This window comes from Pseudomonas sp. Van50, assembly GCF_055390755.1.
Map to the genome: position 1 here is coordinate 6,811,303 of NZ_AP024343.1, position 25,987 is coordinate 6,837,289.

The 25,987-nt window shown below is 61.0% G+C and carries 25 protein-coding genes and 1 pseudogene; 16 read left to right on the forward strand and 10 right to left on the reverse strand.

What is annotated here, in order from left to right:
- Positions 1-138: 138 nt before the first annotated feature.
- The gene (locus ACZ5M5_RS29670; RefSeq protein WP_464738329.1) at positions 139-1,452 is read left to right on the forward strand and encodes an NAD(P)/FAD-dependent oxidoreductase; all 1,314 of its coding nucleotides are present in this window, start codon (positions 139-141) and stop codon (positions 1,450-1,452) included.
- A 116-nt stretch (positions 1,453-1,568) separates the two neighbouring features.
- Here the strand turns inward: ACZ5M5_RS29670 and ACZ5M5_RS29675 are convergent, their stop codons facing one another.
- Positions 1,569-1,814, reverse strand: a complete 246-nt coding sequence (locus ACZ5M5_RS29675) for a DUF1127 domain-containing protein (RefSeq protein ID WP_060740070.1) — start codon at positions 1,812-1,814, stop codon at positions 1,569-1,571.
- A gap of 179 nt (positions 1,815-1,993) precedes the next feature.
- Between ACZ5M5_RS29675 and ACZ5M5_RS29680 the strand changes: the two genes are divergently transcribed.
- Both ACZ5M5_RS29680 and ACZ5M5_RS29685 read left to right on the forward strand, forming a co-directional pair.
- Positions 1,994-3,427 carry an aminotransferase-like domain-containing protein gene (locus tag ACZ5M5_RS29680; protein ID WP_464738330.1) on the forward strand — a complete coding sequence of 478 codons (1,434 nt, stop codon included), beginning with the start codon at positions 1,994-1,996 and terminating at the stop codon, positions 3,425-3,427.
- A gap of 61 nt (positions 3,428-3,488) precedes the next feature.
- Positions 3,489-5,054, forward strand: a complete 1,566-nt coding sequence (locus ACZ5M5_RS29685; RefSeq protein WP_464738331.1) for a phospholipase D family protein — start codon at positions 3,489-3,491, stop codon at positions 5,052-5,054.
- Between the two features lie 37 nt (positions 5,055-5,091).
- Here the strand turns inward: ACZ5M5_RS29685 and ACZ5M5_RS29690 are convergent, their stop codons facing one another.
- A complete protein-coding gene (locus ACZ5M5_RS29690) occupies positions 5,092-6,234 on the reverse strand; it encodes an MFS transporter (RefSeq protein ID WP_060740067.1) in 1,143 nt (380 codons plus the stop codon).
- Between the two features lie 324 nt (positions 6,235-6,558).
- Positions 6,559-8,052 carry an aldehyde dehydrogenase gene (locus ACZ5M5_RS29695; RefSeq protein WP_060740066.1) on the reverse strand — a complete coding sequence of 498 codons (1,494 nt, stop codon included), beginning with the start codon at positions 8,050-8,052 and terminating at the stop codon, positions 6,559-6,561.
- A 234-nt stretch (positions 8,053-8,286) separates the two neighbouring features.
- On the opposite strand from ACZ5M5_RS29695, the gene ACZ5M5_RS29700 reads away from it, so the two are divergent.
- From ACZ5M5_RS29700 to ACZ5M5_RS29710, 3 genes are all read left to right on the forward strand, one after another.
- Positions 8,287-8,649, forward strand: a complete 363-nt coding sequence (locus tag ACZ5M5_RS29700; protein WP_060740065.1) for a cupin domain-containing protein — start codon at positions 8,287-8,289, stop codon at positions 8,647-8,649.
- Between the two features lie 85 nt (positions 8,650-8,734).
- On the forward strand, positions 8,735-8,938 hold the full coding sequence (locus ACZ5M5_RS29705; protein ID WP_060740064.1) for a hypothetical protein: 204 nt from the start codon (positions 8,735-8,737) through the stop codon (positions 8,936-8,938).
- A gap of 232 nt (positions 8,939-9,170) precedes the next feature.
- Positions 9,171-9,389, forward strand: a complete 219-nt coding sequence (locus ACZ5M5_RS29710) for a peptidase inhibitor (RefSeq protein ID WP_103310997.1) — start codon at positions 9,171-9,173, stop codon at positions 9,387-9,389.
- A gap of 88 nt (positions 9,390-9,477) precedes the next feature.
- Here ACZ5M5_RS29710 and rpmG read toward each other — a convergent pair whose 3' ends face one another.
- Both rpmG and rpmB read right to left on the reverse strand, forming a co-directional pair.
- Positions 9,478-9,633: a 50S ribosomal protein L33 gene (rpmG, locus tag ACZ5M5_RS29715; protein WP_003177274.1), complete on the reverse strand. Its 156-nt coding sequence runs from the start codon at positions 9,631-9,633 to the stop codon at positions 9,478-9,480.
- Positions 9,634-9,644: 11 nt separating this feature from the next.
- The gene (rpmB, locus tag ACZ5M5_RS29720) at positions 9,645-9,878 is read right to left on the reverse strand and encodes a 50S ribosomal protein L28 (RefSeq protein WP_003177273.1); all 234 of its coding nucleotides are present in this window, start codon (positions 9,876-9,878) and stop codon (positions 9,645-9,647) included.
- Positions 9,879-10,315: 437 nt separating this feature from the next.
- Between rpmB and ACZ5M5_RS29725 the strand changes: the two genes are divergently transcribed.
- Positions 10,316-11,902, forward strand: coding sequence for an ABC transporter substrate-binding protein (locus ACZ5M5_RS29725; RefSeq protein WP_464738332.1), 1,587 nt, complete (start codon positions 10,316-10,318; stop codon positions 11,900-11,902).
- A gap of 141 nt (positions 11,903-12,043) precedes the next feature.
- Here the strand turns inward: ACZ5M5_RS29725 and radC are convergent, their stop codons facing one another.
- Positions 12,044-12,718 (reverse strand): RadC family protein, encoded by a 675-nt coding sequence (radC, locus tag ACZ5M5_RS29730; protein ID WP_103311001.1) that lies wholly within the window; start codon positions 12,716-12,718, stop codon positions 12,044-12,046.
- Positions 12,719-12,862: 144 nt separating this feature from the next.
- Between radC and coaBC the strand changes: the two genes are divergently transcribed.
- The 4 genes and pseudogenes from coaBC (at position 12,863) to argB (ending at position 17,121) form a co-directional block, all read left to right on the forward strand.
- Positions 12,863-14,071: a bifunctional phosphopantothenoylcysteine decarboxylase/phosphopantothenate--cysteine ligase CoaBC gene (gene coaBC, locus ACZ5M5_RS29735; RefSeq protein WP_003206865.1), complete on the forward strand. Its 1,209-nt coding sequence runs from the start codon at positions 12,863-12,865 to the stop codon at positions 14,069-14,071.
- Between the two features lie 5 nt (positions 14,072-14,076).
- Positions 14,077-14,532, forward strand: coding sequence for a dUTP diphosphatase (gene dut / locus ACZ5M5_RS29740; RefSeq protein WP_053126549.1), 456 nt, complete (start codon positions 14,077-14,079; stop codon positions 14,530-14,532).
- A gap of 252 nt (positions 14,533-14,784) precedes the next feature.
- Positions 14,785-16,188, forward strand: a pseudogene (locus ACZ5M5_RS29745) (phosphomannomutase/phosphoglucomutase); the annotation flags it as partial.
- Positions 16,189-16,215: 27 nt separating this feature from the next.
- Positions 16,216-17,121, forward strand: coding sequence for an acetylglutamate kinase (gene argB / locus ACZ5M5_RS29750; RefSeq protein ID WP_025216133.1), 906 nt, complete (start codon positions 16,216-16,218; stop codon positions 17,119-17,121).
- A gap of 171 nt (positions 17,122-17,292) precedes the next feature.
- Here the strand turns inward: argB and pyrE are convergent, their stop codons facing one another.
- The gene (gene pyrE / locus ACZ5M5_RS29755) at positions 17,293-17,937 is read right to left on the reverse strand and encodes an orotate phosphoribosyltransferase (protein WP_072406083.1); all 645 of its coding nucleotides are present in this window, start codon (positions 17,935-17,937) and stop codon (positions 17,293-17,295) included.
- 82 nt (positions 17,938-18,019) lie between these two features.
- On the opposite strand from pyrE, the gene ACZ5M5_RS29760 reads away from it, so the two are divergent.
- Positions 18,020-18,799 (forward strand): exodeoxyribonuclease III, encoded by a 780-nt coding sequence (locus tag ACZ5M5_RS29760; RefSeq protein ID WP_013694557.1) that lies wholly within the window; start codon positions 18,020-18,022, stop codon positions 18,797-18,799.
- Positions 18,800-18,894: 95 nt separating this feature from the next.
- Here ACZ5M5_RS29760 and gltS read toward each other — a convergent pair whose 3' ends face one another.
- The 3 genes from gltS to rph form a co-directional block, all read right to left on the reverse strand.
- On the reverse strand, positions 18,895-20,103 hold the full coding sequence (gene gltS, locus ACZ5M5_RS29765) for a sodium/glutamate symporter (protein ID WP_060740058.1): 1,209 nt from the start codon (positions 20,101-20,103) through the stop codon (positions 18,895-18,897).
- Between the two features lie 363 nt (positions 20,104-20,466).
- Positions 20,467-20,835, reverse strand: coding sequence for a DUF4870 domain-containing protein (locus ACZ5M5_RS29770; RefSeq protein WP_060740057.1), 369 nt, complete (start codon positions 20,833-20,835; stop codon positions 20,467-20,469).
- Positions 20,836-20,869: 34 nt separating this feature from the next.
- Positions 20,870-21,592 carry a ribonuclease PH gene (gene rph, locus ACZ5M5_RS29775; protein ID WP_060740056.1) on the reverse strand — a complete coding sequence of 241 codons (723 nt, stop codon included), beginning with the start codon at positions 21,590-21,592 and terminating at the stop codon, positions 20,870-20,872.
- 275 nt (positions 21,593-21,867) lie between these two features.
- On the opposite strand from rph, the gene ACZ5M5_RS29780 reads away from it, so the two are divergent.
- From ACZ5M5_RS29780 to spoT, 4 genes are all read left to right on the forward strand, one after another.
- Positions 21,868-22,731 carry a YicC/YloC family endoribonuclease gene (locus ACZ5M5_RS29780; RefSeq protein ID WP_060740055.1) on the forward strand — a complete coding sequence of 288 codons (864 nt, stop codon included), beginning with the start codon at positions 21,868-21,870 and terminating at the stop codon, positions 22,729-22,731.
- A 10-nt stretch (positions 22,732-22,741) separates the two neighbouring features.
- The gene (gene gmk / locus ACZ5M5_RS29785; RefSeq protein ID WP_053126561.1) at positions 22,742-23,362 is read left to right on the forward strand and encodes a guanylate kinase; all 621 of its coding nucleotides are present in this window, start codon (positions 22,742-22,744) and stop codon (positions 23,360-23,362) included.
- 167 nt (positions 23,363-23,529) lie between these two features.
- Positions 23,530-23,793, forward strand: coding sequence for a DNA-directed RNA polymerase subunit omega (gene rpoZ, locus ACZ5M5_RS29790; RefSeq protein ID WP_003177259.1), 264 nt, complete (start codon positions 23,530-23,532; stop codon positions 23,791-23,793).
- A gap of 60 nt (positions 23,794-23,853) precedes the next feature.
- Positions 23,854-25,959: a bifunctional GTP diphosphokinase/guanosine-3',5'-bis pyrophosphate 3'-pyrophosphohydrolase gene (gene spoT, locus ACZ5M5_RS29795; RefSeq protein ID WP_053126562.1), complete on the forward strand. Its 2,106-nt coding sequence runs from the start codon at positions 23,854-23,856 to the stop codon at positions 25,957-25,959.
- The last annotated feature ends 28 nt before the right edge of the window (positions 25,960-25,987 follow it).

The following is a 25,987-nucleotide window of genomic DNA, read 5'->3' on the forward strand; positions in this document are numbered from 1 at the left end:
TTTACCGAGAGGGACAAACCGGGATTCTGCCTTAAAGGCCGCGTGCCAGACAGCGCAAACCGACCGGTGTTGCCCAGGAAGGAAGCCCCGGCTTATGCTCCGTAAAATTTCTCAAACACAACAATCAGGATTACGCACATGAACGCCCGTGTTCAGCAACCGGTCCCGAACCACGCGCACGCCGCCTCTTACTACGCCGCCAGCAGCCTGCCGCAACCGGACCATCCGCTGCTGCAGGGTGAGTTGCGGGCGGATGTCTGCGTCGTCGGCGGCGGGTTCTCCGGGTTGAACACGGCGATCGAACTGGCCGAACGCGGCATGAGCGTGGTGCTGCTGGAAGCGCACCGGATCGGCTGGGGGGCCAGCGGGCGCAACGGCGGCCAATTGATCCGTGGTGTTGGTCATGGCCTCGACCAGTTCGCGTCGATCATCGGCACCGACGGCGTGCGCCAGATGAAACTCATGGGGCTTGAGGCCGTGGAAATCGTCCGACAGCGCGTCGAGCGTTTTCAAATCCCCTGTGACCTTACCTGGGGCTACTGCGACCTCGCCAACAAACCCAGCGACCTGGAAGGCTTCGCCGAAGACGCCGAAGAATTGCGCAGCCTGGGTTATCGCCACCCGACCCGACTGCTGCAAGCCGACGAAATGCACAGCGTCGTGGGTTCGGATCGCTACGTCGGCGGACTGATCGACATGGGTTCGGGCCATTTGCATCCGTTGAACCTGGCCCTGGGCGAAGCCGCCGCGGCGCAGCAATTGGGGGTCCGGCTGTTCGAACAATCGGCGGTCACGCGCATCGACTACGGCCCTGAGGTGAACGTGCACACCCAACAGGGCTCGGTCCGTGCCAAGACGCTGGTGCTGGGCTGCAATGCCTACCTCAATGGACTCAATCCACAACTCGGCGGCAAAGTCCTGCCGGCCGGCAGCTACATCATCGCCACCGAGCCCTTGAGCCAGACCCAGGCACAGGCGCTGTTGCCACAGAACATGGCCGTCTGTGATCAACGGGTAGCACTGGATTACTACCGGCTTTCGGCGGATCGCCGCTTGCTGTTCGGCGGGGCTTGTCACTATTCCGGCCGCGACCCGCAGGACATTGGCGCCTATATGCGTCCGAAAATGCTCAAGGTGTTCCCGCAATTGGCGGATGTGAAAATCGATTATCAATGGGGCGGGATGATCGGCATTGGTGCCAACCGTTTGCCGCAGATCGGCCGGCTGAAGGACCAGCCCAATGTGTATTACGCCCAGGCCTATTCCGGCCATGGGGTGAATGCCACGCACCTGGCCGGCAAACTGTTGGCCGAAGCCATCAGCGGGCAGCACAGCAGCGGTTTCGACCTGTTCGCCCAGGTCCCGCACATGACCTTCCCGGGGGGCAAGCACTTGCGCTCACCGCTGTTGGCGCTGGGGATGTTGTGGCATCGGTTGAAAGAGTTGGTTTAGTCCTGGATCCGTGGCGAGGGAGCTTGCTCCCGCTCGGTTGCGCAGCAACCGCAAAAAGACGGTCTGCTACGCAGCCCAGCGGGAGCAAGCTCCCTCGCCACCGGGTTCCTATTGCTTCAAAGCCGCCAGAACGGCCTGAGCCCCTCCTCCAACGCCTGCTCCCGACTCAGCCCGACGTCACGCAACTGTTCGGGTGTAAGTTCCAACAAGGCCCTGCGTGTATGCAGACGATGCCAGAACAGGGCCCAGCGGCTCAGGCCGGACGGCGAATTGCGCAATGTCGCGCTGCGCAGCCCCTTCTCCTGCCCTGCCGCCAGTTCCTGACTGTGTAACGTCAGCCGCACATCGCTCAAGCCGTTCATTTTGATCGCTCCTGTTTACTTGGGTAGCCAGAGGTTTCATGATGCGCGAACGGCTAAAAGCAATACAGATTCAACCTATTCCTTTTATAAGCATACAGATTCGGTATTTCCGCCACTGAATTGTCATTTTCCAATCCAACTGTATCGGTCGCAGTTGTCCATCTCATCGGGAGCGCACCATGACCCTCTATGTGAACCTCGCCGAACTGCTCGGCACCCGCATCGAACAGGGCTTCTACCGCCCCGGCGACCGGCTGCCGTCGGTGCGGGCATTGAGCACCGAACATGGGGTCAGCTTGAGTACGGTGCAGCAGGCCTATCGGGTGCTGGAGGACAGTGGGCTGGCGATGCCGAGACCCAAGTCCGGTTACTTCGTACCCGTGGGCCGCGAATTGCCAGACCTGCCGGTAGTAGGCCGTCCGGCCCAGCGCCCCGTGGATATTTCCCAGTGGGACCAGGTGCTGGAGCTGATACGCGCCGTACCGCGCCCGGATGTGGTGCAACTGGGACGCGGCATGCCGGACATCAACTCGCCGACCATGAAACCGCTGCTGCGCAGCCTGGCGCAGATCAGCCGCCGGCAAGACATGCCCGGCCTGTATTACGACAACATCTACGGCAACCTCGAACTGCGTGAACAGATCGCCCGACTGTCGTTGGACTCCGGCTGCCAACTGGGCCCCAACGACCTGATCGTCACCACCGGCTGTCATGAAGCCCTGTCGGTCAGCATCCGCGCCACCTGCGAACAAGGCGACATCGTCGCAGTGGACTCACCCAGCTTTCACGGGGCCATGCAAACCCTCAAGGGCCTGGGCATGAAGGCCTTGGAAATCCCCACCGACCCGCTCACCGGCATCAGCCTGGATGCACTGGAGCTGGCCCTGGAGCAATGGCCCATCAAGGCCATACAGTTGACCCCCAGCTGCAATAACCCGCTGGGCTACATCATGCCCGACGCCAATAAACGCGCGCTGCTGAACCTGGCACAGCGCTTCGACGTGGCGATCATCGAAGATGATGTGTATGGGGAGTTGGCCTACACATACCCCCGCCCACGCACCATCAAGTCCTTCGATGAAGACGGTCGCGTCCTGCTCTGCAGTTCGTTTTCCAAGACCCTGGCGCCTGGCCTGCGCATTGGCTGGGTTGCGCCAGGCCGGTATCTGGAGCGGGTGCTGCACATGAAATACATCAGCACCGGCTCTACCGCGCCACAGCCGCAGATTGCCATTGCCGAGTTTCTCAAGGGCGGGCATTTCGAACCCCATTTGCGGCGGATGCGTACGCAATACCAGCGCAATCGCGACGTGATGATCGACTGGGTCAGCCGCTATTTTCCAGCGGGCACCCGTGCCAGTCGCCCACGGGGCAGTTTCATGCTGTGGATCGAATTGCCCGACGGCTTCGACACGCTGAAGCTCAATCGGGCTCTGCTGGACCAAGGCGTGCAGGTGGCCGTCGGCAGTATTTTTTCGGCATCGGGCAAGTACCGCAACTGCTTGCGGATGAACTACGCTGCCAAGCCAACGGCTCAGATCGAAGAGGCCGTGCGCAAGGTCGGGGCCGCCGCTATCGCGCTGTTGAACGAAACCCAGCGCGACGTCGTCTGAACTTTACCCAGGGAAGCAGCACCCAATAGCCGATCAACGTGAACAAGCGGAACGATCCTACGTGAGATCCAGACCGATCCTGCCTGCGCTACTGTTAGTCGGCTCACTGCTGAGCGGCTGCGCCGGTCTTGATGTCACCCGCGAGCCGTCCCAGGCCCTGCCGGCCACCGAATCCTCGTTCGGCCGCTCGGTCCAGGCCCAGGCCGCCGCCCATGAAGGGCGCTCGGGCTTTCGGCTGCTGTCGGACAGCACCGAGGCCTTCACTGCCCGGGCCGAGCTGATTCGCCATGCCCAAGGCAGCCTGGATTTGCAGTACTACATCGTCCATGACGGCATCAGCACGCGGATGCTGGTGGATGAACTGCTCAAGGCCGCCGACCGGGGCGTACGCGTGCGGATCCTGCTGGACGACACCACCAGCGATGGCCAGGATCAGATCATCGCCACCCTCGCCGCCCATCCGCAGATCCAGATCCGCCTGTTCAATCCGCTGCACCTGGGACGCGCCACCGGCGTGACTCGCGGCCTCGGACGCCTGTTCGACCTGTCGTTGCAACACCGCCGGATGCACAACAAGCTGTGGCTGGCGGACAACAGCATGGCCATCGTCGGCGGTCGCAACCTGGGCGATGAGTACTTCGACGCCGAACCCAACCTGAACTTCACCGACATCGACCTGCTCAGTGTCGGTCCGGTGGCCGAACAATTGGGCCACAGCTTCGACCAGTACTGGAACAGCGCCCTGAGCAAACCCATCGAACAGTTCCTGTCCCATCGCCCCACGCCCAAGGACCTGGCCAACAGCCGCCTGCGCCTGCAAGAGTCCCTGGAGCAGACCCACAAGGAAAACCACGCGCTCTACCAGCAGTTGACCGCCTACAAGACCCAACCGCGCCTGGACACCTGGCGCGACCAGTTGATCTGGGCCTGGAACCAGGCGCTGTGGGACGCACCCAGCAAGGTGCTGGCCAAGGACGAACCGGACCCTCAGTTGTTGCTGACCACCCAACTGGCCCCCGAACTGACGGGCGTCAGCAAAGAACTGATCATGATTTCCGCCTACTTCGTCCCCGGCCAGCCAGGCTTGGTGTACCTGACCAGTCGCGCCGATGCCGGCGTGTCGGTGAGCCTGCTGACCAACTCCCTGGAAGCCACCGACGTGCCCGCCGTGCACGGCGGCTATGCACCGTACCGCAAGGCCCTGCTGCAACATGGCGTGCGCCTGTTCGAACTGCGACGACAACCGGGCGACACCGGTGGCAGCCCGCATCTGTTCTACAGCAAATCCTACGGCGAATCGGACTCCAGCCTGCACAGCAAGGCGATCATCTTCGACCAGCAGAAATCCTTCATCGGCTCGTTCAATTTCGACCCGCGCTCAGTGCTGTGGAACACCGAAGTCGGCGTGCTGGTGAACAGCCCGGAACTCGCCGGCCAAGTCCGCGAGCTGGCCTTGCAAGGCATGGCGCCGGCCCTGAGTTACCAGGCCAGGCTGAAAGATGGAAAGCTTGTATGGACCACCGAAGACAACGGCAAGATCCACGACCTGGACCGCGAACCGGGCAGTTGGTGGCGCCGGTTCAATGCCTGGTTCGCCACGACTGTCGGGTTGGAGCGGATGCTTTAGAGGCAGCCCGCTTTTGTGACAAGGGATTTGGGTGTGCTCAGGCCGCTTGGGTTGCCCCGAACGCCCCTTGGCGCAACAGCAGGATCACCAACCCGAACGCCCCGGCCGCCATGAACAACGGCAGCGCATGTCCGCTGACCCATTGGCTGCCCGCTCCCGCCACCAGCGGGCCGACCAGGCAGCCGATCCCCCACAACTGCGCGATATGGGCATTGGCCCGCACCAGCGCATCGTCGCGGTAACGCTCGCCGATCAGGATCAGCGACAAGGTGAACAACCCGCCTGCGCTGGCACCAAACAGCACCCATAGCGGCCAAATCAGCAACGTATCGATCAGCAGGGGTACCGCCAGGCTCGATAACGTCAGCGCCACCGCGCATCCGGTGAACAACGACCGGCGAGACACGCGATCGGCCAGGGCGCCGATGGGCAATTGCAGCAAGGCATCACCGACCACCACGGTGCTGACCATCGCCAGCGCAATGTCGGCCGTGAAACCCTGGCGCAGGCAATACACCGGCAACAACGTGAGGATCATCGCCTCGAACGCAGCGAACAACGAGACCGCCCAGGCAATCGCCGGCAAGCCACGGCAAAACCTCCACAAATCGCCGAACGTAACGTTGCCGGCCTCGCTGCTCGGCGCACCGCTACGGCCCAGCAACAGCAAGGGTGCGACCAACAGCAGGCCGACGCCCACCCAGAACCCGTAGTCATGATCGGTCCCCAGCGCGCCCAGCAGCAGCGGGCCGGACAACTGGCTCAGGGCGTAGCTGCTGCCGTACAGCGCCACCAACCGTCCACGCCATTTTTCAATGACCAGTTGGTTGATCCAGCTCTCACCCAGAATGAACACCAAGGTCAGGACCACGCCAATCATCAGGCGCAGCAGCAACCAGACCGGATAGCTGGGCAGCAGCGCCAGCAACCCGATGGACACCGCACCGCCCCACAGGCACAGGCGCATCAACGCCGCCGTGCCGAACCGCGCCGCCAGCCGGCTCGACACCTTGGCCCCGAGCAACACCCCCACCGCCGGCATGGCCGCCATCACACCGATGGCAAACGAACCATAACCCCAGCCCTCCAGGCGCAGCGACACCAACGGCATGCTCACGCCCAGGGCCAGGCCGACGCTCAGGACAGACGCCAGCACGGCGAAATAGGTTGCCCAACGCATTTCCACGCTCCTGTGGACAGTTATCAATCTCAACCATCACCCAAAACACTGTGGGAGCGAGCTTGCTCGCGATGGCGGCGCAACATTCAACAAGGTCGTCGACTGTCGTACCGCTATCGCGAGCAAGCTCGCTCCCACAGGGGATGTGTGTTGACCGCCAATCTTCCGCTCATCCCCGACCAATGTGGGAGCGAGCTTGCTCGCGATGGCGGCGTAACATTCAACAAGGTCGTCGACTGTCGTACCGCTATCGCGAGCAAGCTCGCTCCCACAGAGGGAATCAGCGCTGCATGAGACCCCGGACAAGATCCGGGGCCGTCACTGTCAGAGCTTGATCCAGGTCGACTTCAGTTCGGTGTATTTGTCGAATGCATGCAGCGACTTGTCGCGACCGTTGCCCGACTGCTTGAAACCACCGAACGGTGCGGTCATGTCGCCGCCGTCGTACTGGTTGACCCATACGCTGCCGGCACGCAGGGCCTTGGCGGTCAGGTGAGCCTTGGAGATATCCTTGGTCCATACCGCTGCGGCCAGGCCATATGGCGTGTCGTTGGCGATCTCGATGGCCTGCTCGGCGGTGTCAAAGGCGATGACCGACAACACCGGGCCGAAAATCTCTTCCTGGGCAATTTTCATGGCGTTGCTCACGCCGTCGAAAATCGTCGGCTCGACGTAAGTGCCGCCGGTTTCCTCAAGGATGCGCTTACCACCGGCCACCAGTTTGGCGCCGTCGCTATGGCCAGCCTCGATGTAGGACAGCACAGTATTCATCTGCTGGGTATCGACCAGGGCACCGACGTTGGTGGCCGGGTCCAGGGGATTGCCCGGCTTCCAGCCCTTGAGGGCTTCGATCACCAGCGGCAGGAACGTGTCCTTGATGGAGCGCTCCACCAACAGTCGCGAGCCGGCGGTGCAGACTTCGCCCTGGTTGAAGGCGATGGCGCTGGCAGCGGATTCGGCAGCGGCCTGCAGGTCCGGGGCATCGGCGAACACGATGTTCGGGCTCTTGCCGCCGGCTTCCAGCCAGATGCGCTTCATATTGGATTCGCCGGAATAGATCATCAGTTGCTTGGCGATCTTGGTCGAGCCAGTGAACACCAGCGTATCGACGTCCATATGCAGGGCCAGGGCCTTGCCGACGGTGTGGCCGTAGCCTGGCAACACGTTCAGCACGCCTTTCGGAATGCCGGCCTCGATCGCCAGCGCAGCGATACGGATGGCGGTCAGCGGGGATTTTTCCGACGGCTTGAGCACCACCGAGTTACCAGTGGACAGCGCTGGGCCGAGCTTCCAGCAGGCCATCATCAACGGGAAGTTCCAGGGCACGATAGCCCCCACGACACCCACCGGCTCACGGGTCACCAGGCCCAGTTGATCGTGCGGGGTGGCCGCCACTTCGTCGTAGAGCTTGTCGATGGCTTCACCGCTCCAGCTCAACGCCTGGGCCGCGCCGGGCACGTCGATGTTCAGCGAATCGCTGATCGGCTTGCCCATGTCCAGCGTTTCCAGCAGGGCCAGTTCTTCAGCATGCTGCTTGAGCAAGCCGGCGAAACGGATCATGGTGGTTTTGCGCTTGCTTGGCGCCAGGCGCGACCAGACGCCGGAGTTGAAGGTGGCGCGGGCATTTTCGACGGCACGTTGGGCGTCGGCCACGTCGCAGCTGGCGATCTTGCCCAGCAGGCGGCCATCGACCGGGCTGAGGCAATCGAACGTTTCGCCGGACACCGCATCGGTGTACTCACCGTTGATGAAGGCGCGGCCTTCGATCTTCAGGTCGCGGGCGCGTTGTTCCCAATCGGTACGAGTCAGGGTGGTCATGCGTGTGTCCTCCTCTTATTGAGTACGAACGCCGCGCAATGCGCAGCGCTCAAAAGAATTCTGCCCGGCCAGCCTGTTTTCGGCGCTGTTTTCGGCATAGGGCACCCGCCACCCTAAACCAGCGGCCGGTCATGTTTCAATATATTTGACACATCGACGGCAAACGGCCTTGCGATGTTCGTTTTAATAAACATAGACTCGAGGCCTTCCAAGCGATCACTGGGGATCACCCGCATGAGCATTCAGGACATCGTCGACTTCAGCCAGGCCAATACCACCGCCGAACGTTATCGCCCGGACCCGGCCAAGGTGTTCAAGGGCGATCCCGAGCAAACCGTGTTCAACCACTACAGCAGCCCTTGTGGGCAAATGAACGCTGGCGTATGGGAAGGCGCCGTCGGCCAGTGGACGGTCAATTACACCGAACATGAATACTGCGAGATCGTCCAGGGCGTCTCCGTGCTGCGGGACAACGATGGCAACGCCAAGACCCTGCGGGCCGGCGACCGCTTCGTGATCCCGGCCGGATTCAAGGGCACCTGGGAAGTGCTCGAGCCATGCCGCAAGATCTACGTGGTGTTTGAAGCAAAGCTATAAATATGTACCGCACAGCGTGTGGCGCCGAGGAAGAAGATCGAGTTGTCCATCCGGACATCACTTCTTACTCAAAGGATTAATGACCATGACCAATGACGAGGTCCAACACAAGCTCCGCTACCTGATTGGCAGCTCTTATGTATCCTCCCTGAAGGCTTACATCAGCGAGCTGACCGGGCGTGCACACGTCGTAGGCCCTAATGAAGGGGCTTCCAGGGAATGGGATCCCAATCGAATTCGCGTCGTCGCCAATGCTTGTGGGACCATTGAATCGTTCCGCTTCGGCTGAAAACAAGACACATCGAACAAGTAACAAAAAAGGGCCCGTATCTCACGATACGGGCCCTTTTTTAGCCACCGAAAAAGAAGCTGACACTCTATCGCTGGCCAATGTCCCCCACCACAGATAAGACTGCTCACGGGCGTCACGCACTTTATTGTCGCAACGACAACGCACAGGACGTGCGGTCAACCCGACAAGTGAGCGCCCCGACCCCATAACTATTTGCAAGGAGGCAAACATGCCCGTCTTACCCGATCAATGCGACCTGGCCATCGCCCGATACACCATCGGCCAAAAATGCACCCCCGAGCTGCTTGAAGAGGTTCGCGCCTTGGCCAATGGGGCTCCCGTACGCGCCACGGGGCCGAAGTATCCTTCGAGCTGGGACCTGCGTCCGCGACGCATCAACCTGCACACCGATGCCAACAGGATCATTGTCAGCATCCACTGCGGTTGACCCCTCTCGTTACTGACCACGAAACCTGAGCAACAAAAAAGGCCCGTATCTCGCGATACGGGCCTTTTTCGTAAGAGGGAAAAATCAATTACTTGATTTTGCCTTCCTTGTAGATCACGTGCTTGCGAACAACCGGATCATATTTCTTGATCTCGATTTTGTCCGGGGTAGTACGCTTGTTCTTGTCGGTAGTGTAGAAGTGACCAGTACCGGCGCTCGAGATCAAACGAATCAATTCACGCATGATTAGCTCCCTTAAACCTTGCCATCGCGACGAAGTTCGGCCAGCACGACACTGATGCCACGCTTGTCGATGATACGCATGCCCTTGGCAGATACGCGCAGACGCACAAAACGTTTCTCTTCTTCAACCCAGAAGCGGTGATGCTGCAGGTTCGGCAGGAAACGACGACGGGTTTTGTTGTTTGCGTGGGAAATGTTATTCCCAGTCACCGGACCCTTACCGGTAACTTGACAGACTCTCGACATGCCTCAGCCCTCTAAAACCACATGCCCAACCCGGCATGGGTTGGCCGCTTAATCTCTCAGTCATTTGGCGCCAGGCGCCGCGTTTCTTTAAGGGTCTTACCGGCTACACCTACAGTGAAGGAACCGGGCCCCTAGAAAAGAGCGCTGCTTTATACCAGAAAGACCACAGCGCAACAACAGCCGATGTGATTTGTCTTTCTGAAGAAACATCGGCTCACCGCCCCGGACGGCTGGGGCAGAGGCTGGCACGGCCCCTGACCGCTCGTCGCTGCACGCAGGTTTTTTTCACGTGCGGCAGGTTCTGGCCACCCATACCGTCGCCGCAGAGTGCCGGAAAATGCAAAAAGGGGATAGTCATTTGGCAGCGAGCCCACTAGGGTAGGCCTTTTCCAGACTGCACTCGCAGATGGGCCTTCGACTTGCACAGGAAACCGACCATGCGCCTCGCTGCCCTACCGTTGTTGCTCGCCCCTCTGCTGATCACCCCGCAGGCTTGGGCCGCCGCCCTGAGCGTCTGCACCGAAGCCAGCCCGGAAGGGTTCGATGTCGTCCAGTACAACTCCCTGACCACCACCAACGCCTCCGCCGACGTGCTGATGAACCGCTTGGTGGATTTCGATACCGCCAGCGGCAAAGTGGTCCCCAGCCTGGCCGAGCGCTGGGAAATCTCTACCGATGGCCTGACCTACGTGTTCAAGCTGCGGCCACAGGTCAAGTTCCATCACACCGAGTACTTCACGCCGCGCCGCGACCTGACCGCCGAGGACGTGAAGTTCAGCTTCGAGCGCATGCTCGACCCGGCGAACCCGTGGCACAAGGTTGCGCAAAGCGGCTTCCCCCACGCCCAGTCCATGCAATTGCCGGCGCTGATCAAGAAAATCGACGCCCTGGACCCGCTGACCGTGCGTTTCACCCTCGATCACGCCGATTCGACCTTCCTGGCAACGTTGAGCATGGGCTTTGCCTCCATCTATTCGGCCGAATACGCCGATCAACTGATGCAGGCCGGCACGCCGGAAAAACTCAACAATCAGCCGATCGGCACCGGCCCGTTCATCTTCAGCCGGTTCCAGAAGGATGCCTCGATCCGCTACAAGGCCAACGACGCCTATTTCGGCGGCAAGCCCAAAGTGGACCCGCTGGTCTTCGCTATCACGCCGGATGCCAACGTGCGCCTGCAGAAACTGCGCCGCAACGAATGCCAGATCGCCTTGTCGCCCAAGCCGCTGGACGTGCAGGCCGCCCGGCAGGAACCGACCCTGAGCGTGGCCCAGACCGACGCCTTCATGACCGCGTTCGTGGCGATCAACAGCCAGCATCCGCCACTGGACAAGCCTGAGGTGCGACAAGCCATCAACCTGGCCTTCGACAAGGCCAGCTACCTCAAGACCGTCTTCGAAGGCACCGCCGAAGCCGCCAACGGCCCCTACCCGCCCAACACCTGGAGCTACGCCAAGAGCCTGCCCGGCTATGCCCACGACCCAGCGAAGGCCCGCGACCTGCTGGCCAAGGCCGGTTTGAAGGAAGGCTTCCAGACCACCATCTGGACCCGCCCTTCCGGCAGCCTGCTGAACCCCAACCCCAGCGTTGGCGCCCAGCTGCTGCAATCCGACCTGGCGCAGATCGGCATCCAGGCGGAAATCCGCGTGATCGAATGGGGCGAACTGATCCGCCGCGCCAAGGCCGGCGAACATGACCTGCTGTTCATGGGCTGGGCCGGCGACAACGGCGACCCGGACAACTTCCTCACTCCGCAGTTTTCCTGCGCGGCACTCAAGTCCGGCACCAACTTCGCCCGCTACTGCAACCCGGACCTGGACAAACTGATCAGCGCCGGCAAGACCACCGGCGAACAAGGCGTGCGTGCCAAGCTCTACGAGCAGGCCCAGGCCCAGATCCAGCAGCAGGCCCTGTGGCTGCCCCTGGCGCACCCTACCGCCTTCGCACTGACCCGCAAGGATGTGCAGGGTTATGCGGTGAGCCCGTTTGGACGGCAGGATTACTCCAAGGTCAGCCTCAAGTAACCACAGTCCCCTCCTGTGGGAGCCTGTGGGAGCAAAGCTTGCTCTCGATAGCGGTTTTACAGCCAACAGAAGTGTTGTATGTGTCAACGTCATCGCGAGCAAGCTTTGCTCCCACAAGGGATTATTCAAGCATGACCCTGGCTACATCCACCCATACTCCGCCATCGACAGCGGCTCCCCATCGCCAACAATGAAGTGGTCGAGCACCCGCACGTCGATCAGTTCCAGGGCCTCTTGGAGCCGCTCGGTGAGCACCCGGTCGGCCTGGCTGGGCTCGGTGTTGCCGGAGGGGTGGTTGTGGCACAGGATCAACGCAGCGGCGTTGTGGGCCAGGGCGCGCTTGACCACCTGCCGGGGATGGACACTGGCGCTGTCGATAGAACCGCGAAACAGCGCCTCGAAGGTCAGCACCTGGTGCTTGGCGTTGAGAAACAGGCAACCGAACACCTCGTGGGGTTCGTGACGCAGCATGGACTTGAGGTATTCACGAACCGCCAACGGGCTTTCCAGCATGGTCTTTTCCCGCGCCCGTTCAGCCAAATGCCGCCGACTCATTTCCTGAGCCGCCTGCAGTTGGGCAAACTTCGCCGGCCCGAGCCCCATGTGGTTACTGAATGTGATCTGATCCGCTTCAAGCAGCGCGCGCAGGCTGCCAAATTGAATCAACAGTTGTCGCGCCAGATCCACCGCGCTTTTGCCGGACACGCCGGTTCGTAAAAAAATCGCCAGCAGCTCGGCGTCCGAAAGACTCCCCGCCCCCAGCGCCAATAACCTCTCCCGCGGCCGCTCGGCCACAGGCCAATCGCGAATACTCATGGCATCTCCCTGATTGTGGGCGCCGCTGTTCCGTAGCGGTCGCTGTGATATCGTAGCCCATCTTTTTTGCAGGTGATTTGCACCCTGGCAGCTGCTGCCAAGGGGTTCGCCTTGCACTGACCACTGAAATCGAAAGGCAGGCCTATGCAGCGGCTGTATCGGAAACGCATCGTTCTGGGCGTCGGCGGCGGCATTGCCGCCTACAAGAGCGCCGAGCTGGTTCGCCGACTCATCGACCAGGGCGCGGAAGTACGGGTCGTCATGACCCGTGGCGGCAGCGAGTTCATTACCCCACTGACCATGCAAGCCCTGTCGGGGCACCCGGTCCACCTGGACTTGCTCGACCCGGCGGCCGAAGCCGCCATGGGCCATATCGAACTGGCCAAGTGGGCCGACCTGGTGCTGATCGCCCCGGCCACGGCCGACCTGATCGCCCGCCTGGCCCAAGGCATCGCCGACGACCTGTTGACCACCCTGGTGCTCGCCACCGACGCCGTGGTCGCCGTCGCACCCGCCATGAACCAGGCCATGTGGCGCGACCCGGCCACCCAGGCCAACCTGCAACTGCTGGAAAGCCGCGCCCTGAAAGTCTTTGGCCCGGCCTCCGGCAGCCAGGCCTGCGGCGATGTCGGCATGGGGCGCATGCTCGAAGCCACGGACCTGGCCCAGTGCGCCGCCGACTGCTTCCAGCGCCAGGCCCTGACCGGCAAGCACGTGCTGATCACCGCCGGGCCGACCCAGGAAAACATCGACCCGGTGCGCTACATCACCAATCACAGCTCCGGGAAAATGGGCTTCGCCCTGGCCGAAGCCGCCGTGGAAGCCGGCGCCCGAGTGACTCTGATCACCGGCCCCGTGCACCTGCCAACCCCGGACCGGGTCACGCGCATCGACGTGGTCAGTGCCCGGGACATGCTCGCGGCCTGTGAAGCGGCCATCCCCTGCGACCTGTTCATCGCCTCGGCTGCGGTAGCGGACTACCGCCCCGAAGTCGTTGCCCCGCAAAAATTGAAGAAAGACCCTACAAGCGGCGACGGCCTGCTACTACAAATGGTGCGCAACCCGGACATCCTGGCCAGCATCGCCACCCGCCCCGACCGCCCGTTCAGTGTCGGCTTCGCCGCCGAGACCGAACACCTGCTCGATTACGCCGCCCGCAAGCTCAAGGACAAGAACCTCGACTTGATCGTCGCCAACGACGTCGCCAATCCGAGCATCGGCTTCAACAGCGAAGAAAACGCCTGCAGCGTGATCGACCGCCAGTTGCACGCCACGCTTTTCGCCCAGACCAGCAAGAGCAAGATTGCCCGCCAGCTGATCACTTTTATCGCCGAACGTCTGAACCAGGTTTAATTTTCATGCACGCCTTACAAGCCAAGATTCTCGATCCACGCATCGGTAGCGAATTCCCGCTGCCGCAATACGCCACACCGGGCTCCGCCGGCCTCGACCTGCGGGCGATGCTCAAGCAGGACACGATCCTGGAACCAGGCCAGACCCTGCTGATTCCTACCGGCCTGTCGGTGTACATCGGCGACCCGGGCCTGGCCGCGCTGATCCTGCCGCGCTCGGGCCTGGGCCACAAGCACGGCATCGTGCTGGGCAACCTGGTGGGCCTGATCGATTCCGACTACCAGGGAGAACTGATGGTGTCGTGCTGGAACCGCGGCCAAACGGCTTTCAACATTGCCGTGGGCGAGCGCATCGCGCAGTTGGTGCTGGTGCCGGTGGTCCAGGCCCACTTCGAACTGGTCGAGGAGTTCGACGAGAGCCAGCGCGGCGCCGGTGGTTTCGGGCACTCCGGCAGCCATTGACCGTGCAGTTCCGGGCCGGGCGTCCTGCCCGGCCCGTTTGTTAAGCTTCTGTTTCAGGACAAAAAATGCGCAATGGCTTTCTGCTAGGTTTCCCATCCGGAATCAATGTATTAGGCGAGCGAGGCCGGGGTAACGCTGTCTCATGGCAATTTCCCACCACGAACTCTCTGTCAAAAACGCCGTCATACCCTTCAGCTTGAGCCTGCCGACGCCCAGCGTCGGCCTGTCCAGTCACTTTCCTGATAGAGCGCCCCGCCCATGAACACCCCAGCCGCAATCGCCCCGATCTTCCCTGATAGCATCTTCCGCGCCTACGACATCCGTGGCGTGGTACCGGAAACCCTCACCGCCGAAACCGCCTACTGGATCGGTCGCGCCATTGGCTCCCAGAGCCTGGCCCAGGGTGAACCGAACGTGTGCGTCGGCCGCGACGGCCGCTTGTCGGGCCCCGAGCTGGTCGAACAATTGATCAAAGGCGTTGCCGACAGCGGCTGCCACGTCAGTGACGTGGGCCTGGTGCCCACGCCTGCGCTGTACTACGCCGCCAACGTGCTGGCCGGCAAGTCCGGGGTCATGCTCACCGGCAGCCACAACCCGTCGAACTACAACGGCTTCAAGATCGTCATCGCCGGCGACACCCTCGCCAACGAGCAGATCCAGGCCCTGCACACCCGCCTCAAGACCAACGACCTGAGCAGCGGCCAGGGCAGCGTGACCAAGGTCGACATCCTCGAGCGCTACAACGACGAGATCGTCAAGGACGTGAAGCTCGCCCGACGCCTGAAAGTGGTGGTCGACTGCGGCAACGGCGCGGCCGGCGTGATCGCTCCGCAACTGATCGAAGCCCTGAACTGCGAAGTCATCCCGCTGTTCTGCGACGTGGACGGCAACTTCCCTAACCACCACCCGGACCCGGGCAAACTGGAAAACCTGCAAGACCTGATCGCCAAGGTCAAGGAAACCAACGCCGACCTGGGCCTGGCCTTCGACGGCGACGGCGACCGCGTCGGCGTGGTGACCAATACCGGCAGCGTGGTGTTCCCCGACCGCCTGTTGATGCTGTTCGCTCGCGACGTGGTGGCGCGCAATCCGAACGCCGAAATCATCTTCGACGTTAAGTGCACCCGTCGCCTGGTCCCGCTGATCAAGGAATATGGCGGTCGCCCGCTGATGTGGAAAACCGGTCATTCGTTGATCAAGAAGAAAATGAAACAGAGCGGCGCCCTGCTGGCCGGTGAAATGAGCGGCCACATCTTCTTCAAGGAACGCTGGTTCGGTTTCGACGACGGTATCTACAGCGCCGCGCGCCTGCTGGAGATCCTCAGCAAGGAAAAATCCACGGCCGAAGAGCTGTTCGCGACCTTCCCGAACGATATTTCTACGCCGGAAATCAATATCCATGTGACCGAAGAGAGCAAATTCAGCATCATTGATGCACTGCACGACGCCCAGTGGGGCGAAGGCGCCGAACTGACCACCATCGACGGTGTACGGGTCGACTACCCACAAGGCTGGGGCCTGGTCCGCGCGTCCAACACCACCCCGGTGCTGGTGCTGCGTTTCGAGGCCGACAACGAGGCCGAACTGCAGCGCATCAAGGACGTGTTCCATACCCAACTCAAACGTGTTGCACCTGATCTCCAACTACCGTTTTGATTTTTTGAAGCACTACCGGAGCCCTGAATGACCCTCGAACGCGAAGCCGCCGCCAACACCGCCAAGGTCCTGTCCGAAGCGTTGCCTTATATCCGACGCTACGTCGGCAAGACCCTGGTGATCAAATACGGCGGCAACGCGATGGAAAGCGAGGAGCTGAAAACCGGCTTCGCCCGCGACATCGTGCTGATGAAGGCCGTGGGCATCAACCCGGTGGTGGTCCACGGCGGCGGCCCGCAAATCGGCGACCTGCTCAAGCGCCTGTCCATCGAGAGCCACTTCATCGACGGCATGCGCGTGACTGACGCACAGACCATGGATGTGGTGGAAATGGTCCTCGGCGGCCAGGTCAACAAGGACATCGTCAACCTGATCAACCGCCATGGCGGCAGCGCCATTGGCCTGACGGGCAAGGACGCCGAGCTGATCCGGGCGAAGAAACTCACCGTCACCCGCCAGACGCCGGAGATGACCCAGCCGGAAATCATCGACATCGGTCATGTGGGCGAAGTGGTCGGCATCAACACCGACCTGCTGAACTTGCTGGTCAAGGGCGACTTTATCCCGGTGATCGCGCCAATCGGCGTGGGCGCCAACGGTGAGTCGTACAACATCAACGCCGACCTGGTGGCGGGCAAGGTTGCCGAGGCACTGAAAGCTGAAAAGCTGATGCTGCTGACCAACATCGCCGGCCTGATGGACAAGACCGGCAAGGTCCTGACCGGGTTGTCGACCCAGCAGGTAGATGACCTGATCGCCGATGGCACCATCTACGGCGGCATGCTGCCGAAGATCCGTTGCGCGCTGGAAGCGGTACAGGGCGGCGTCGGCAGCTCGCTGATCATCGATGGCCGGGTGCCGAATGCGATTCTGCTGGAGATCTTCACCGATACGGGTGTGGGTACGTTGATCAGCAATCGCAAGCGTCCTTAAGCGATACCGGTAAAAAAAGACCCCGCTCAACCAGGTTGAGCGGGGTCTTTTTTTGTCTGGCTACTGTGGGAGCGAGCTTGCTCGCGATAGCAGTGGGTCAGTCAATAGTAATGCTGAGGATAAGCCGCCATCGCGAGCAAGCTCGCTCCCACAGGGCTTGGCGCAAGCCTTTTAGACACCAAACTGCGCGCGATAAGCCTCAACCGCCGGCAAATGCTGCTTGAGCTGCGGGTCGTCGGCCAAAAACTCCAGCACCTGGTTCAGTGACACGATGCTGATCACCGGAATGCCGAAATCGCGCTCCACTTCCTGGATCGCCGACAACTCACCGTTGCCACGCTCCTGACGGTTCAGGGCGATCAGCACGCCGGCCGCCTTGGCACCTTCCTGGGAAGCGATGATCTGCATCACTTCGCGAATGGCGGTCCCGGCGGTGATCACGTCGTCGATGATCAACACATCGCCGGTCAGCGGCGCGCCGACCAGACTGCCGCCTTCGCCGTGGGCCTTGGCTTCCTTGCGGTTGAAACACCAAGGCAGGTCGCGGTCATGGTGTTCGGCCAGGGCGACGGCGGTGGTGGCGGCCAAGGGGATGCCTTTGTAGGCCGGGCCGAACAATACGTCGAACGGGATGCCGCTCTCGACGATGGCCGCCGCATAGAAACGGCCCAACTGCGCCAGGGCGGTTCCGCTGTTGAACAGGCCCGCATTGAAGAAGTACGGGCTGGTGCGCCCGGACTTGAGGGTGAATTCACCGAAGCGCAAAACCCCGCGATCGATGGCAAAGCGAATGAAATCGCGCTGATACGCCTGCATGAAAAAAGCCTCAAATACCGCGGATTTAGCTAAATAGGTACACGGCGTGTATCATACACGCACGTGATTTTTGGGGCCATTTATGCGGATCATCAGTGTGAACGTCAATGGTATTCAGGCTGCAGTGGAGCGTGGTTTGCTCAGTTGGCTGCAAGCACAGAATGCCGACGTCATCTGCCTGCAGGACACCCGCGCCTCCGCCTTTGAACTGGACGATGCAGCCTTCCAACTGGATGGTTACTTCCTTTATGCCTGCGATGCCGAAGTCCCCGCCCAGGGTGGCGTGGCTTTGTACTCGCGGCTGCAACCGAAGGCTGTCATCAACGGTCTCGGTTTCGAGACGGCGGACCGCTACGGGCGCTACCTGCAAGCCGATTTCGACAAGGTCAGCATCGCGACCTTACTGCTCCCTTCGGGGCAGAACGGCGATGAAGATTTGAATCAGAAATTCAAGTTGATGGACGACTTCGCCCGTTACCTGGATAAACAGCGGCGCAAACGTCGCGAGTATATCTATTGTGGCTCGCTGTACGTGGCGCAACAGAAGCTGGATATCAAGAACTGGCGCGACAGCCAGCAATCTCCTGGTTTCCTGGCGCCGGAACGGGCCTGGATGGACGAGATCATTGGCAACATGGGTTATGTCGATGCCCTGCGTGAAGTCAGCCGCGAAGGCGACCAGTACAGCTGGTGGCCGGACAACGAGCAGGCCGAAATGCTCAACCTCGGTTGGCGCTTCGACTACCAGTTGCTGACGCCTGGGCTGCGCCGCTTCGTACGCAGCGCCCGCCTGCCGCGCCAGCCACGGTTCTCGCAGCATGCGCCGCTGATCGTGGATTACGACTGGACGCTGACCATCTAAGCGTATCGGCGACAGCCTTCAGGCCGACCGCCCCAAAAAATGCCCGTATCGCAAGATACGGGCATTTTTCATGGAGCGCGCTACCGCCTCGAGCATCAAGCCACGGCAAAAAACGGCAGGGCCAGATACAACTTGATGACGATGACGTTAATGAGGTCGATGAAGAACGCCCCTACCATTGGCACCACCAGAAACGCTATCTGCGAAGGTCCGTAGCGCTGCGTCACGGCCTGCATGTTGGCGATGGCCGTTGGCGTGGCGCCCAGTCCAAAACCGCAATGCCCTGCCGCCAATACCGCGGCATCGTAGTGACTGCCCATGAGCCTGAACGTCACGAAAATCGCAAACAGGGCCATGACCAATGTCTGGGCCGCCAGAATGATGAAGATCGGCAAGGCCAATGACGCCAGGTCCCACAACTTGAGTGACATCAAGGCGATCGCCAGGAACAGTGACAAGCTGACGTTGCCGAGCACGGACACTTCTCGCTCGAATACCTGATACAGGCCAAGTGCCGAAAGCCCGTTGCGCAGGATCACGCCCACGAAAAGAACACAAACGAACGTCGGCAACTCGAATGCGGTGTCGTGGAGCTGTCCATTCAGGAGCGTACCGGCCAACAGGCTGACCGCGATCAAGGCGAGCGTCTCGATAAACGAAAATGGCGTAATCGAGCGCTCCTTGTTTGGCTGTTCGAAGCCCTTGGGCACGCGGGGCTTTTCTGGTTCAAGGCCGCCGGGCGATTGGACACGCTTGATGAGCAGGCGCGCAACCGGCCCACCGATCAAGCCACCCAACACCAAGCCAAACGTCGCAGAAGCCATCGCAAGCTCGGAGGCGGAAGCCAGACCGAACTTCTCGCTGAACACCGTTCCCCACGCCGCACCGGTGCCGTGACCGCCCGCCAAGGTAATCGAGCCGGTCAGCAATCCCATCAACGGATCGAGCCCCAGTGCTTTTGCGAGTCCGATGCCCATGGCATTCTGGACCACCAACAGGCCGGTGACCGCCAACAGGAAAATCCCCACCACGCGGCCACCTTTCTTCAGGCTGGCGAAATCCGCACTCAGGCCAATCGTGGCAAAAAACGCCAGCATCAAGGGTGTTTGCAATGAAGTATCAAAACGCACTTCAACTTCAAGCCCCCGTAAAGCCAGGAGCAGCAGGGCAACTACCAACCCACCCGCCACGGGTTCGGGAATATTGTAGACGCGTAGAAAACCGACACGTTTAACAAGACCGCGCCCCAGCAAAAGCACTAGAGAGGCGGCGACAAGGGTTCCGTAGAAGTCGAGCTGAAACATAAGTGTTTATTCTTTGAATATATCTATTCAGGGCGAACTTTTTACCTGGGCACGCCGCCTGAACAGGTTGATTGCCTCAACACTGATTGACTTTGAATTCAAGGACCTTCAATGGTCTGAATATATCGAAATATTTCTAAAGGAATATAACTTGGGGCAACTCTATCAATCGACGCGTGTTATTGCCAAGAACATAGATCGCCTTGAAACTTCGTGAGTTGTGACTAAAAATTTAAGAGTGCTACATGGATGCGCACGATAACGCGCCAGGCAATTGGATGCTCGACAGGGATAGAAACATTTTTATTTAAAAAAGAATGCCCCGATAAATCGGGGCATTCTTTTGAATCACAGCATTGATCGTTATTTGACCAACCGCCAGGTGAACGGATACCGATACGGCTGCCCTTCATTGGCCTTCACGCCACCTATGATGGTCAGCACCAGCGCACCGATGGCCACCAGGCCGAACAGGAAGAAGCCAATCACCACGATCATCAGCAGCAGGCAGATCGCCGAAGCAATCGCCACGGTGATCTGGAAGTTCAGCGCTTCCTTGCCCTGGGCATCGATGAACGGGTCGGATTCACGCTTGAGTTGCCAGAGCACCAACGGCCCGATCAACGTGCCAAACGGAATCCAGATCCCCAACAAGGCGGACAGGTGACAAAACATTGCCCATTGACGCGCCTCTTTGCTCGGCTGGGGCAGCAGGATTTGTTCATCACTCATGACGCTCTCCTTGTTGTCTTGAAGCAGGGATCGATCAGTCAGCCAACGCGGCCTTTTGCAATTCGAAGATCTCGTTCATGCCTTTCTTCGCCAACTCCAGCATAGCGTTCAAATCTTCCGGCTGGAACGGCGCGCCTTCGGCGGTACCCTGGACTTCGATGAAACCGCCGGCGCTGGTCATGACCACGTTCAGGTCGGTCTCGGCGGCGGAGTCTTCCAGGTAATCCAGGTCCAGCACCGGCTCGCCCTGGTACATGCCCACGGACACAGCGGCGATCATTTGCTTGAGCGGGTCGCCGCCCTTGAGGCCGCCGCGCTTCTTGATCACTTTCAAGGCATCGACCAGCGCAACCATGGCCCCGGTGATGGAGGCCGTACGGGTGCCGCCATCGGCCTGGATCACGTCGCAATCGACATACAGCGTCACGTCGCCCAGCTTGGACATGTCCAGCGCAGCGCGCAGCGAACGGCCGATCAGCCGTTGGATTTCCAGGGTACGACCGCCCTGCTTGCCACGGCTGGCCTCACGCTGGTTCCGCTCACCGGTGGCGCGCGGCAGCATGCCGTATTCGGCGGTCAGCCAGCCCTGGCCCTGGCCCTTGAGGAACCGTGGCACGCCGTTTTCGACGCTGACGGTGCAGATGACCTTGGTATCACCGAATTCGACCAGTACAGATCCCTCGGCGTGTTTGGTGTAGTTGCGGGTAATGCGGATCGAGCGAAGCTGATCGGCAGCGCGACCACTTGGACGTTTCATAGGGAACACCTGTACAGAGGACGGAAAACTGCCTGGCATTATAGAGCCGTGAACCGTCAGAGGGCAGTTAAAACGTCGTGCAGCGCTAAAAAGCTGGCGCGGGTGAGCGCCCTCAAAGCCCCGGCCGACGGGCTGCGGCGCTTTGTTACCGGAGCTGTTTGGGCGCTTGCGTCCCACTGCGCTACAATCCTGCGCCTTTGCTGCCCTCGGGCTTTTATCTACAGATCCCAGGCCCACGACCACCGTCGTGCCGGCCTGCATTGCGAGGAACCTCCATGGTGCACAGCATGACCGCCTTCGCCCGCGTCGAAAAAGCCGGGGCCCAAGGCACGCTGAGCTGGGAACTGCGCTCGGTCAACAGCCGTTACCTGGAGCCGCACCTGCGCTTGCCCGAGTCCTTCCGCGACCTGGAAGGCGGCGTGCGCGAAGCCCTGCGCCAGGGCCTGTCCCGGGGCAAACTGGAATGCACCCTGCGTTTCACCGAAGAAAATACCGGCAAGACCCTGCAAGTGGACCGCGAGCGCGCCGCGCAGCTGGTCGCTGCCGCCGAAACCGTCGCCAGCCTGATCAAGAACCCCGCCGCCCTGAACCCGCTGGAGGTCCTGGCCTGGCCCGGCGTGCTGGTGGGTGACGCGAGCGACCCGCAAGCGCTGAACGCCGAGGCGCTGGCGCTGTTCAACCAAGGCTTGCAAGAACTCAAGGCCGGTCGCGAGCGTGAAGGCGCGGAGCTGGCCCGGCTGATCAACGAGCGCCTGACCTCCATCGAAGAAGACGTCAGTACCCTGCGCGAGCTGGTCCCGCAGATGCTCGCCACCCAGCGCCAGAAAGTCCTCGACCGCTTCGCCGATATGAAGGCCGAGCTGGACCCGCAACGACTGGAACAGGAAATGGTCATGCTCGCGCAAAAGAGCGACGTGGCCGAAGAACTGGATCGCCTGAGCACCCACATCATCGAAGTTCGCCGGGTGCTCAAGTCCGGCGGCGCGGCCGGTCGTCGCCTCGACTTCCTGATGCAGGAGCTCAACCGCGAAGCCAATACACTGGGCTCCAAGGCCTTCGACCCGCGCAGCACCCAGGCGGCGGTCAACCTCAAGGTGTTGATCGAGCAAATGCGCGAACAAGTGCAGAACATTGAGTAAGGCTAACAACATGACCCACAGCACCGGCACTCTCTACATCATTTCCGCGCCCTCGGGCGCCGGCAAGACCAGCCTGGTCAAGGCCCTGATCGACGCCGAGCCGCAGATCCGCGTCTCGGTCTCGCACACCACCCGTGCCATGCGCCCGGGCGAAGTGAACGGCGTGAACTATCACTTCGTCGACCGCGAAGAATTCGTGAAGATGGCCGAACACGGCGACTTCCTGGAGCGTGCCGAAGTCTTCGGCAACCTCTACGGCACCTCGCAAAGCTATCTGCAGCAGACCCTCGACGAAGGCCATGACCTGATCCTGGAAATCGACTGGCAAGGCGCCGAGCAGGTACGCAAGCTGATGCCCCAGGCCCGTTCGATCTTCATCCTGCCGCCGAGCCAGCAGGCGTTGCGCCAGCGCCTGACCAATCGCGGCCAGGACAGCGACGAGATCATCGAAGGCCGGATGCGTGAAGCGGTCAGCGAAATGAGCCACTACGTCGACTACGATTACCTGATCATCAACGACGATTTCGCCCATGCGCTGGACGATCTGAAGGCGATTTTCCGCGCCAGCCAGCTGCAGCAGAAACGCCAGCAGCAACGTTTCGGTAAATTATTGGCCGAACTGTTGGGTTGAACAGCCCTTCCCAAAACCGCTGCGACGGCTTTACATTGGTACTCGCAGCGCGCCGAGGGGTTTGGTTAAAAAATCAGCGCTTCCCTAAACGCTGGTGTTTTTTTAAACTGTCGAGTCCGCTCGCCCAACCGGGCAGCGCGCATATTGCATTCGCTCCGAGGAATACCATGGCCCGCGTAACCGTTGAAGACTGCCTAGAACACGTGGAAAACCGCTTTGAGCTGGTCATGCTCTCTACCAAGCGTGCCCGTCAACTGGCCACCGGCGGCAAAGAGCCATTGGTCCAGTGGGAAAACGACAAGCCTACCGTGGTAGCGCTGCGTGAAATCGCCGAGGGCCTGATGAGCTACGAGTTCATCGCCAACGCTGAAATCGTCGAAGACGAACCGCTGTTCGCAGCGTTCGAGGACGAGTCCAACGAGGCGGTCTAAGCCTATGCCTGGTCGACGTAGCACGGCGCGGGGTCACAGCAAACGGCAGGAGTCATCATCATGCCGAGCATAGACGCCCTCGCCGATCGCTTATCGGCCTACCTCGGCACGGACCAGGTCAACCTGGTCCGCCGAGCCTATTTCTACGCCGAACAAGCCCACGACGGCCAACGCCGCCGCAGCGGCGAGGCGTACGTCACGCACCCGCTTGCCGTGGCGAATATTCTTGCCGACATGCACATGGACCATCAGAGCCTGATGGCGGCGATGCTGCATGACGTGATCGAAGACACCGGCATTGCCAAGGAAGCGCTGCAAGCGCAGTTCGGCGAAACCGTGGCCGAACTGGTCGACGGGGTCAGCAAGCTGACCCAGATGAACTTCGAGACCAAGGCCGAGGCCCAGGCCGAGAACTTCCAGAAAATGGCCATGGCCATGGCGCGCGACATCCGCGTGATCCTGGTCAAGCTCGCCGACCGCCTGCACAACATGCGCACCCTGGAAGTGCTGTCCGGCGAAAAACGCCGGCGCATCGCCAAGGAAACCCTGGAAATCTACGCCCCCATCGCCAATCGCCTGGGCATGCACGCGATCCGCATCGAGTTCGAAGACCTCGGCTTCAAGGCCATGCACCCGATGCGTTCGGCGCGGATCAACCAGGCCGTCAAGCGCGCCCGGGGCAACCGCAAGGAAATCGTCAACAAGATCGAAGAGTCCCTGAGCCACTGCCTGGCCATCGACGGCATCGAAGGCGAAGTCAGCGGGCGCCAGAAACACCTCTACGGCATCTACAAGAAAATGCGCGGCAAGCGGCGGGCCTTCAACGAGATCATGGACGTCTACGCGTTCCGGATCATCGTCGACAAGGTCGACACCTGCTATCGCGTGCTGGGTGCTGTACATAATTTGTACAAACCGTTGCCGGGGCGCTTCAAGGATTACATCGCGATCCCCAAGGCCAACGGCTACCAGTCGCTGCACACCACGTTGTTCGGCATGCACGGCGTCCCGATCGAAATCCAGATCCGCACCCGCGAGATGGAAGAGATGGCCAACAACGGCATTGCCGCCCATTGGCTCTACAAATCCAGCGGTGACGAACAACCCAAGAGCACCCACGCCCGTGCCCGGCAGTGGGTCAAGGGCGTGCTGGAAATGCAGCAGCGCGCTGGCAACTCCCTGGAATTCATCGAGAGCGTGAAGATCGACCTGTTCCCGGACGAGGTCTATGTCTTCACGCCCAAAGGCCGGATCATGGAGCTGCCCAAAGGCTCCACGGCCGTGGACTTTGCCTATGCGGTGCACACCGACGTCGGCAACAGTTGCATCGCCTGTCGCATCAATCGGCGCCTGGCACCGTTGTCCGAGCCGCTGCAAAGCGGCTCCACGGTGGAAATCGTCAGTGCCCCCGGCGCACGGCCCAACCCGGCATGGCTCAACTTCGTGGTCACCGGCAAGGCCCGTACGCACATCCGGCATGCGCTGAAACTGCAACGCCGCTCCGAATCCATCAGCCTCGGCGAACGCCTGCTGAACAAGGTCCTGAACGGTTTCGACAGCTCCCTGGACAAGATCCCCGGCGAGCGTGTGCAGGTGATGCTCCACGAATACCGCCTCGAATTGATCGAAGACCTGCTCGAAGACATCGGCCTGGGCAATCGCATGGCCTATGTCGTCGCCCGTCGCCTGCTCGGCGAAGGCGAACAACTGCCAAGCCCCGAAGGCCCGCTGGCGATTCGCGGCACCGAAGGCCTGGTGCTCAGCTATGCCAAGTGTTGCACGCCGATCCCGGGCGACCCGATTGTCGGCCACCTGTCCGCCGGCAAGGGGATGGTGGTGCACCTGGACAACTGCCGCAACATCAGCGAAATCCGTCACAACCCGGAAAAATGCATCCAGCTCTCCTGGGCCAAGGATGTCACCGGCGAATTCAACGTCGAGCTGCGGGTAGAGCTGGAACACCAGCGCGGCCTGATCGCGCTGCTGGCCAGCAGCGTCAACGCCGCCGACGGCAATATCGAAAAAATCAGCATGGACGAGCGCGATGGCCGCATCAGCGTCGTCCAATTGGTGGTCAGCGTGCACGACCGTGTGCACCTGGCCCGCGTGATCAAGAAACTGCGCGCCCTGACCGGCGTTATCCGCATCACCCGCATGCGCGCATAGCGCCTCAATAGCCCTATTCCTTACAAGG

Excerpts from the sequence above, each read along its gene's own strand:
- gmk (WP_053126561.1), top strand. The coding sequence starts at position 22,742 with ATGACCCACAGCACCGGCACTCTCTACATCATTTCCGCGCCCTCGGGC.
- rpmG (WP_003177274.1), bottom strand. The coding sequence starts at position 9,633 with ATGCGTGAATTGATTCGTTTGATCTCGAGCGCCGGTACTGGTCACTTC.
- ACZ5M5_RS29760 (WP_013694557.1), top strand. The coding sequence starts at position 18,020 with ATGCGGATCATCAGTGTGAACGTCAATGGTATTCAGGCTGCAGTGGAG.
- ACZ5M5_RS29780 (WP_060740055.1), top strand. The coding sequence starts at position 21,868 with ATGGTGCACAGCATGACCGCCTTCGCCCGCGTCGAAAAAGCCGGGGCC.
- coaBC (WP_003206865.1), top strand. The coding sequence starts at position 12,863 with ATGCAGCGGCTGTATCGGAAACGCATCGTTCTGGGCGTCGGCGGCGGC.
- argB (WP_025216133.1), top strand. The coding sequence starts at position 16,216 with ATGACCCTCGAACGCGAAGCCGCCGCCAACACCGCCAAGGTCCTGTCC.
- rph (WP_060740056.1), bottom strand. The coding sequence starts at position 21,592 with ATGAAACGTCCAAGTGGTCGCGCTGCCGATCAGCTTCGCTCGATCCGC.
- ACZ5M5_RS29710 (WP_103310997.1), top strand. The coding sequence starts at position 9,171 with ATGCCCGTCTTACCCGATCAATGCGACCTGGCCATCGCCCGATACACC.
- gltS (WP_060740058.1), bottom strand. The coding sequence starts at position 20,103 with ATGTTTCAGCTCGACTTCTACGGAACCCTTGTCGCCGCCTCTCTAGTG.
- rpmB (WP_003177273.1), bottom strand. The coding sequence starts at position 9,878 with ATGTCGAGAGTCTGTCAAGTTACCGGTAAGGGTCCGGTGACTGGGAAT.
- ACZ5M5_RS29700 (WP_060740065.1), top strand. The coding sequence starts at position 8,287 with ATGAGCATTCAGGACATCGTCGACTTCAGCCAGGCCAATACCACCGCC.
- ACZ5M5_RS29670 (WP_464738329.1), top strand. The coding sequence starts at position 139 with ATGAACGCCCGTGTTCAGCAACCGGTCCCGAACCACGCGCACGCCGCC.
- ACZ5M5_RS29725 (WP_464738332.1), top strand. The coding sequence starts at position 10,316 with ATGCGCCTCGCTGCCCTACCGTTGTTGCTCGCCCCTCTGCTGATCACC.
- dut (WP_053126549.1), top strand. The coding sequence starts at position 14,077 with ATGCACGCCTTACAAGCCAAGATTCTCGATCCACGCATCGGTAGCGAA.
- pyrE (WP_072406083.1), bottom strand. The coding sequence starts at position 17,937 with ATGCAGGCGTATCAGCGCGATTTCATTCGCTTTGCCATCGATCGCGGG.
- ACZ5M5_RS29680 (WP_464738330.1), top strand. The coding sequence starts at position 1,994 with ATGACCCTCTATGTGAACCTCGCCGAACTGCTCGGCACCCGCATCGAA.
- ACZ5M5_RS29675 (WP_060740070.1), bottom strand. The coding sequence starts at position 1,814 with ATGAACGGCTTGAGCGATGTGCGGCTGACGTTACACAGTCAGGAACTG.
- radC (WP_103311001.1), bottom strand. The coding sequence starts at position 12,718 with ATGAGTATTCGCGATTGGCCTGTGGCCGAGCGGCCGCGGGAGAGGTTA.
- spoT (WP_053126562.1), top strand. The coding sequence starts at position 23,854 with ATGCCGAGCATAGACGCCCTCGCCGATCGCTTATCGGCCTACCTCGGC.
- rpoZ (WP_003177259.1), top strand. The coding sequence starts at position 23,530 with ATGGCCCGCGTAACCGTTGAAGACTGCCTAGAACACGTGGAAAACCGC.
- ACZ5M5_RS29705 (WP_060740064.1), top strand. The coding sequence starts at position 8,735 with ATGACCAATGACGAGGTCCAACACAAGCTCCGCTACCTGATTGGCAGC.
- ACZ5M5_RS29690 (WP_060740067.1), bottom strand. The coding sequence starts at position 6,234 with ATGCGTTGGGCAACCTATTTCGCCGTGCTGGCGTCTGTCCTGAGCGTC.
- ACZ5M5_RS29770 (WP_060740057.1), bottom strand. The coding sequence starts at position 20,835 with ATGAGTGATGAACAAATCCTGCTGCCCCAGCCGAGCAAAGAGGCGCGT.
- ACZ5M5_RS29695 (WP_060740066.1), bottom strand. The coding sequence starts at position 8,052 with ATGACCACCCTGACTCGTACCGATTGGGAACAACGCGCCCGCGACCTG.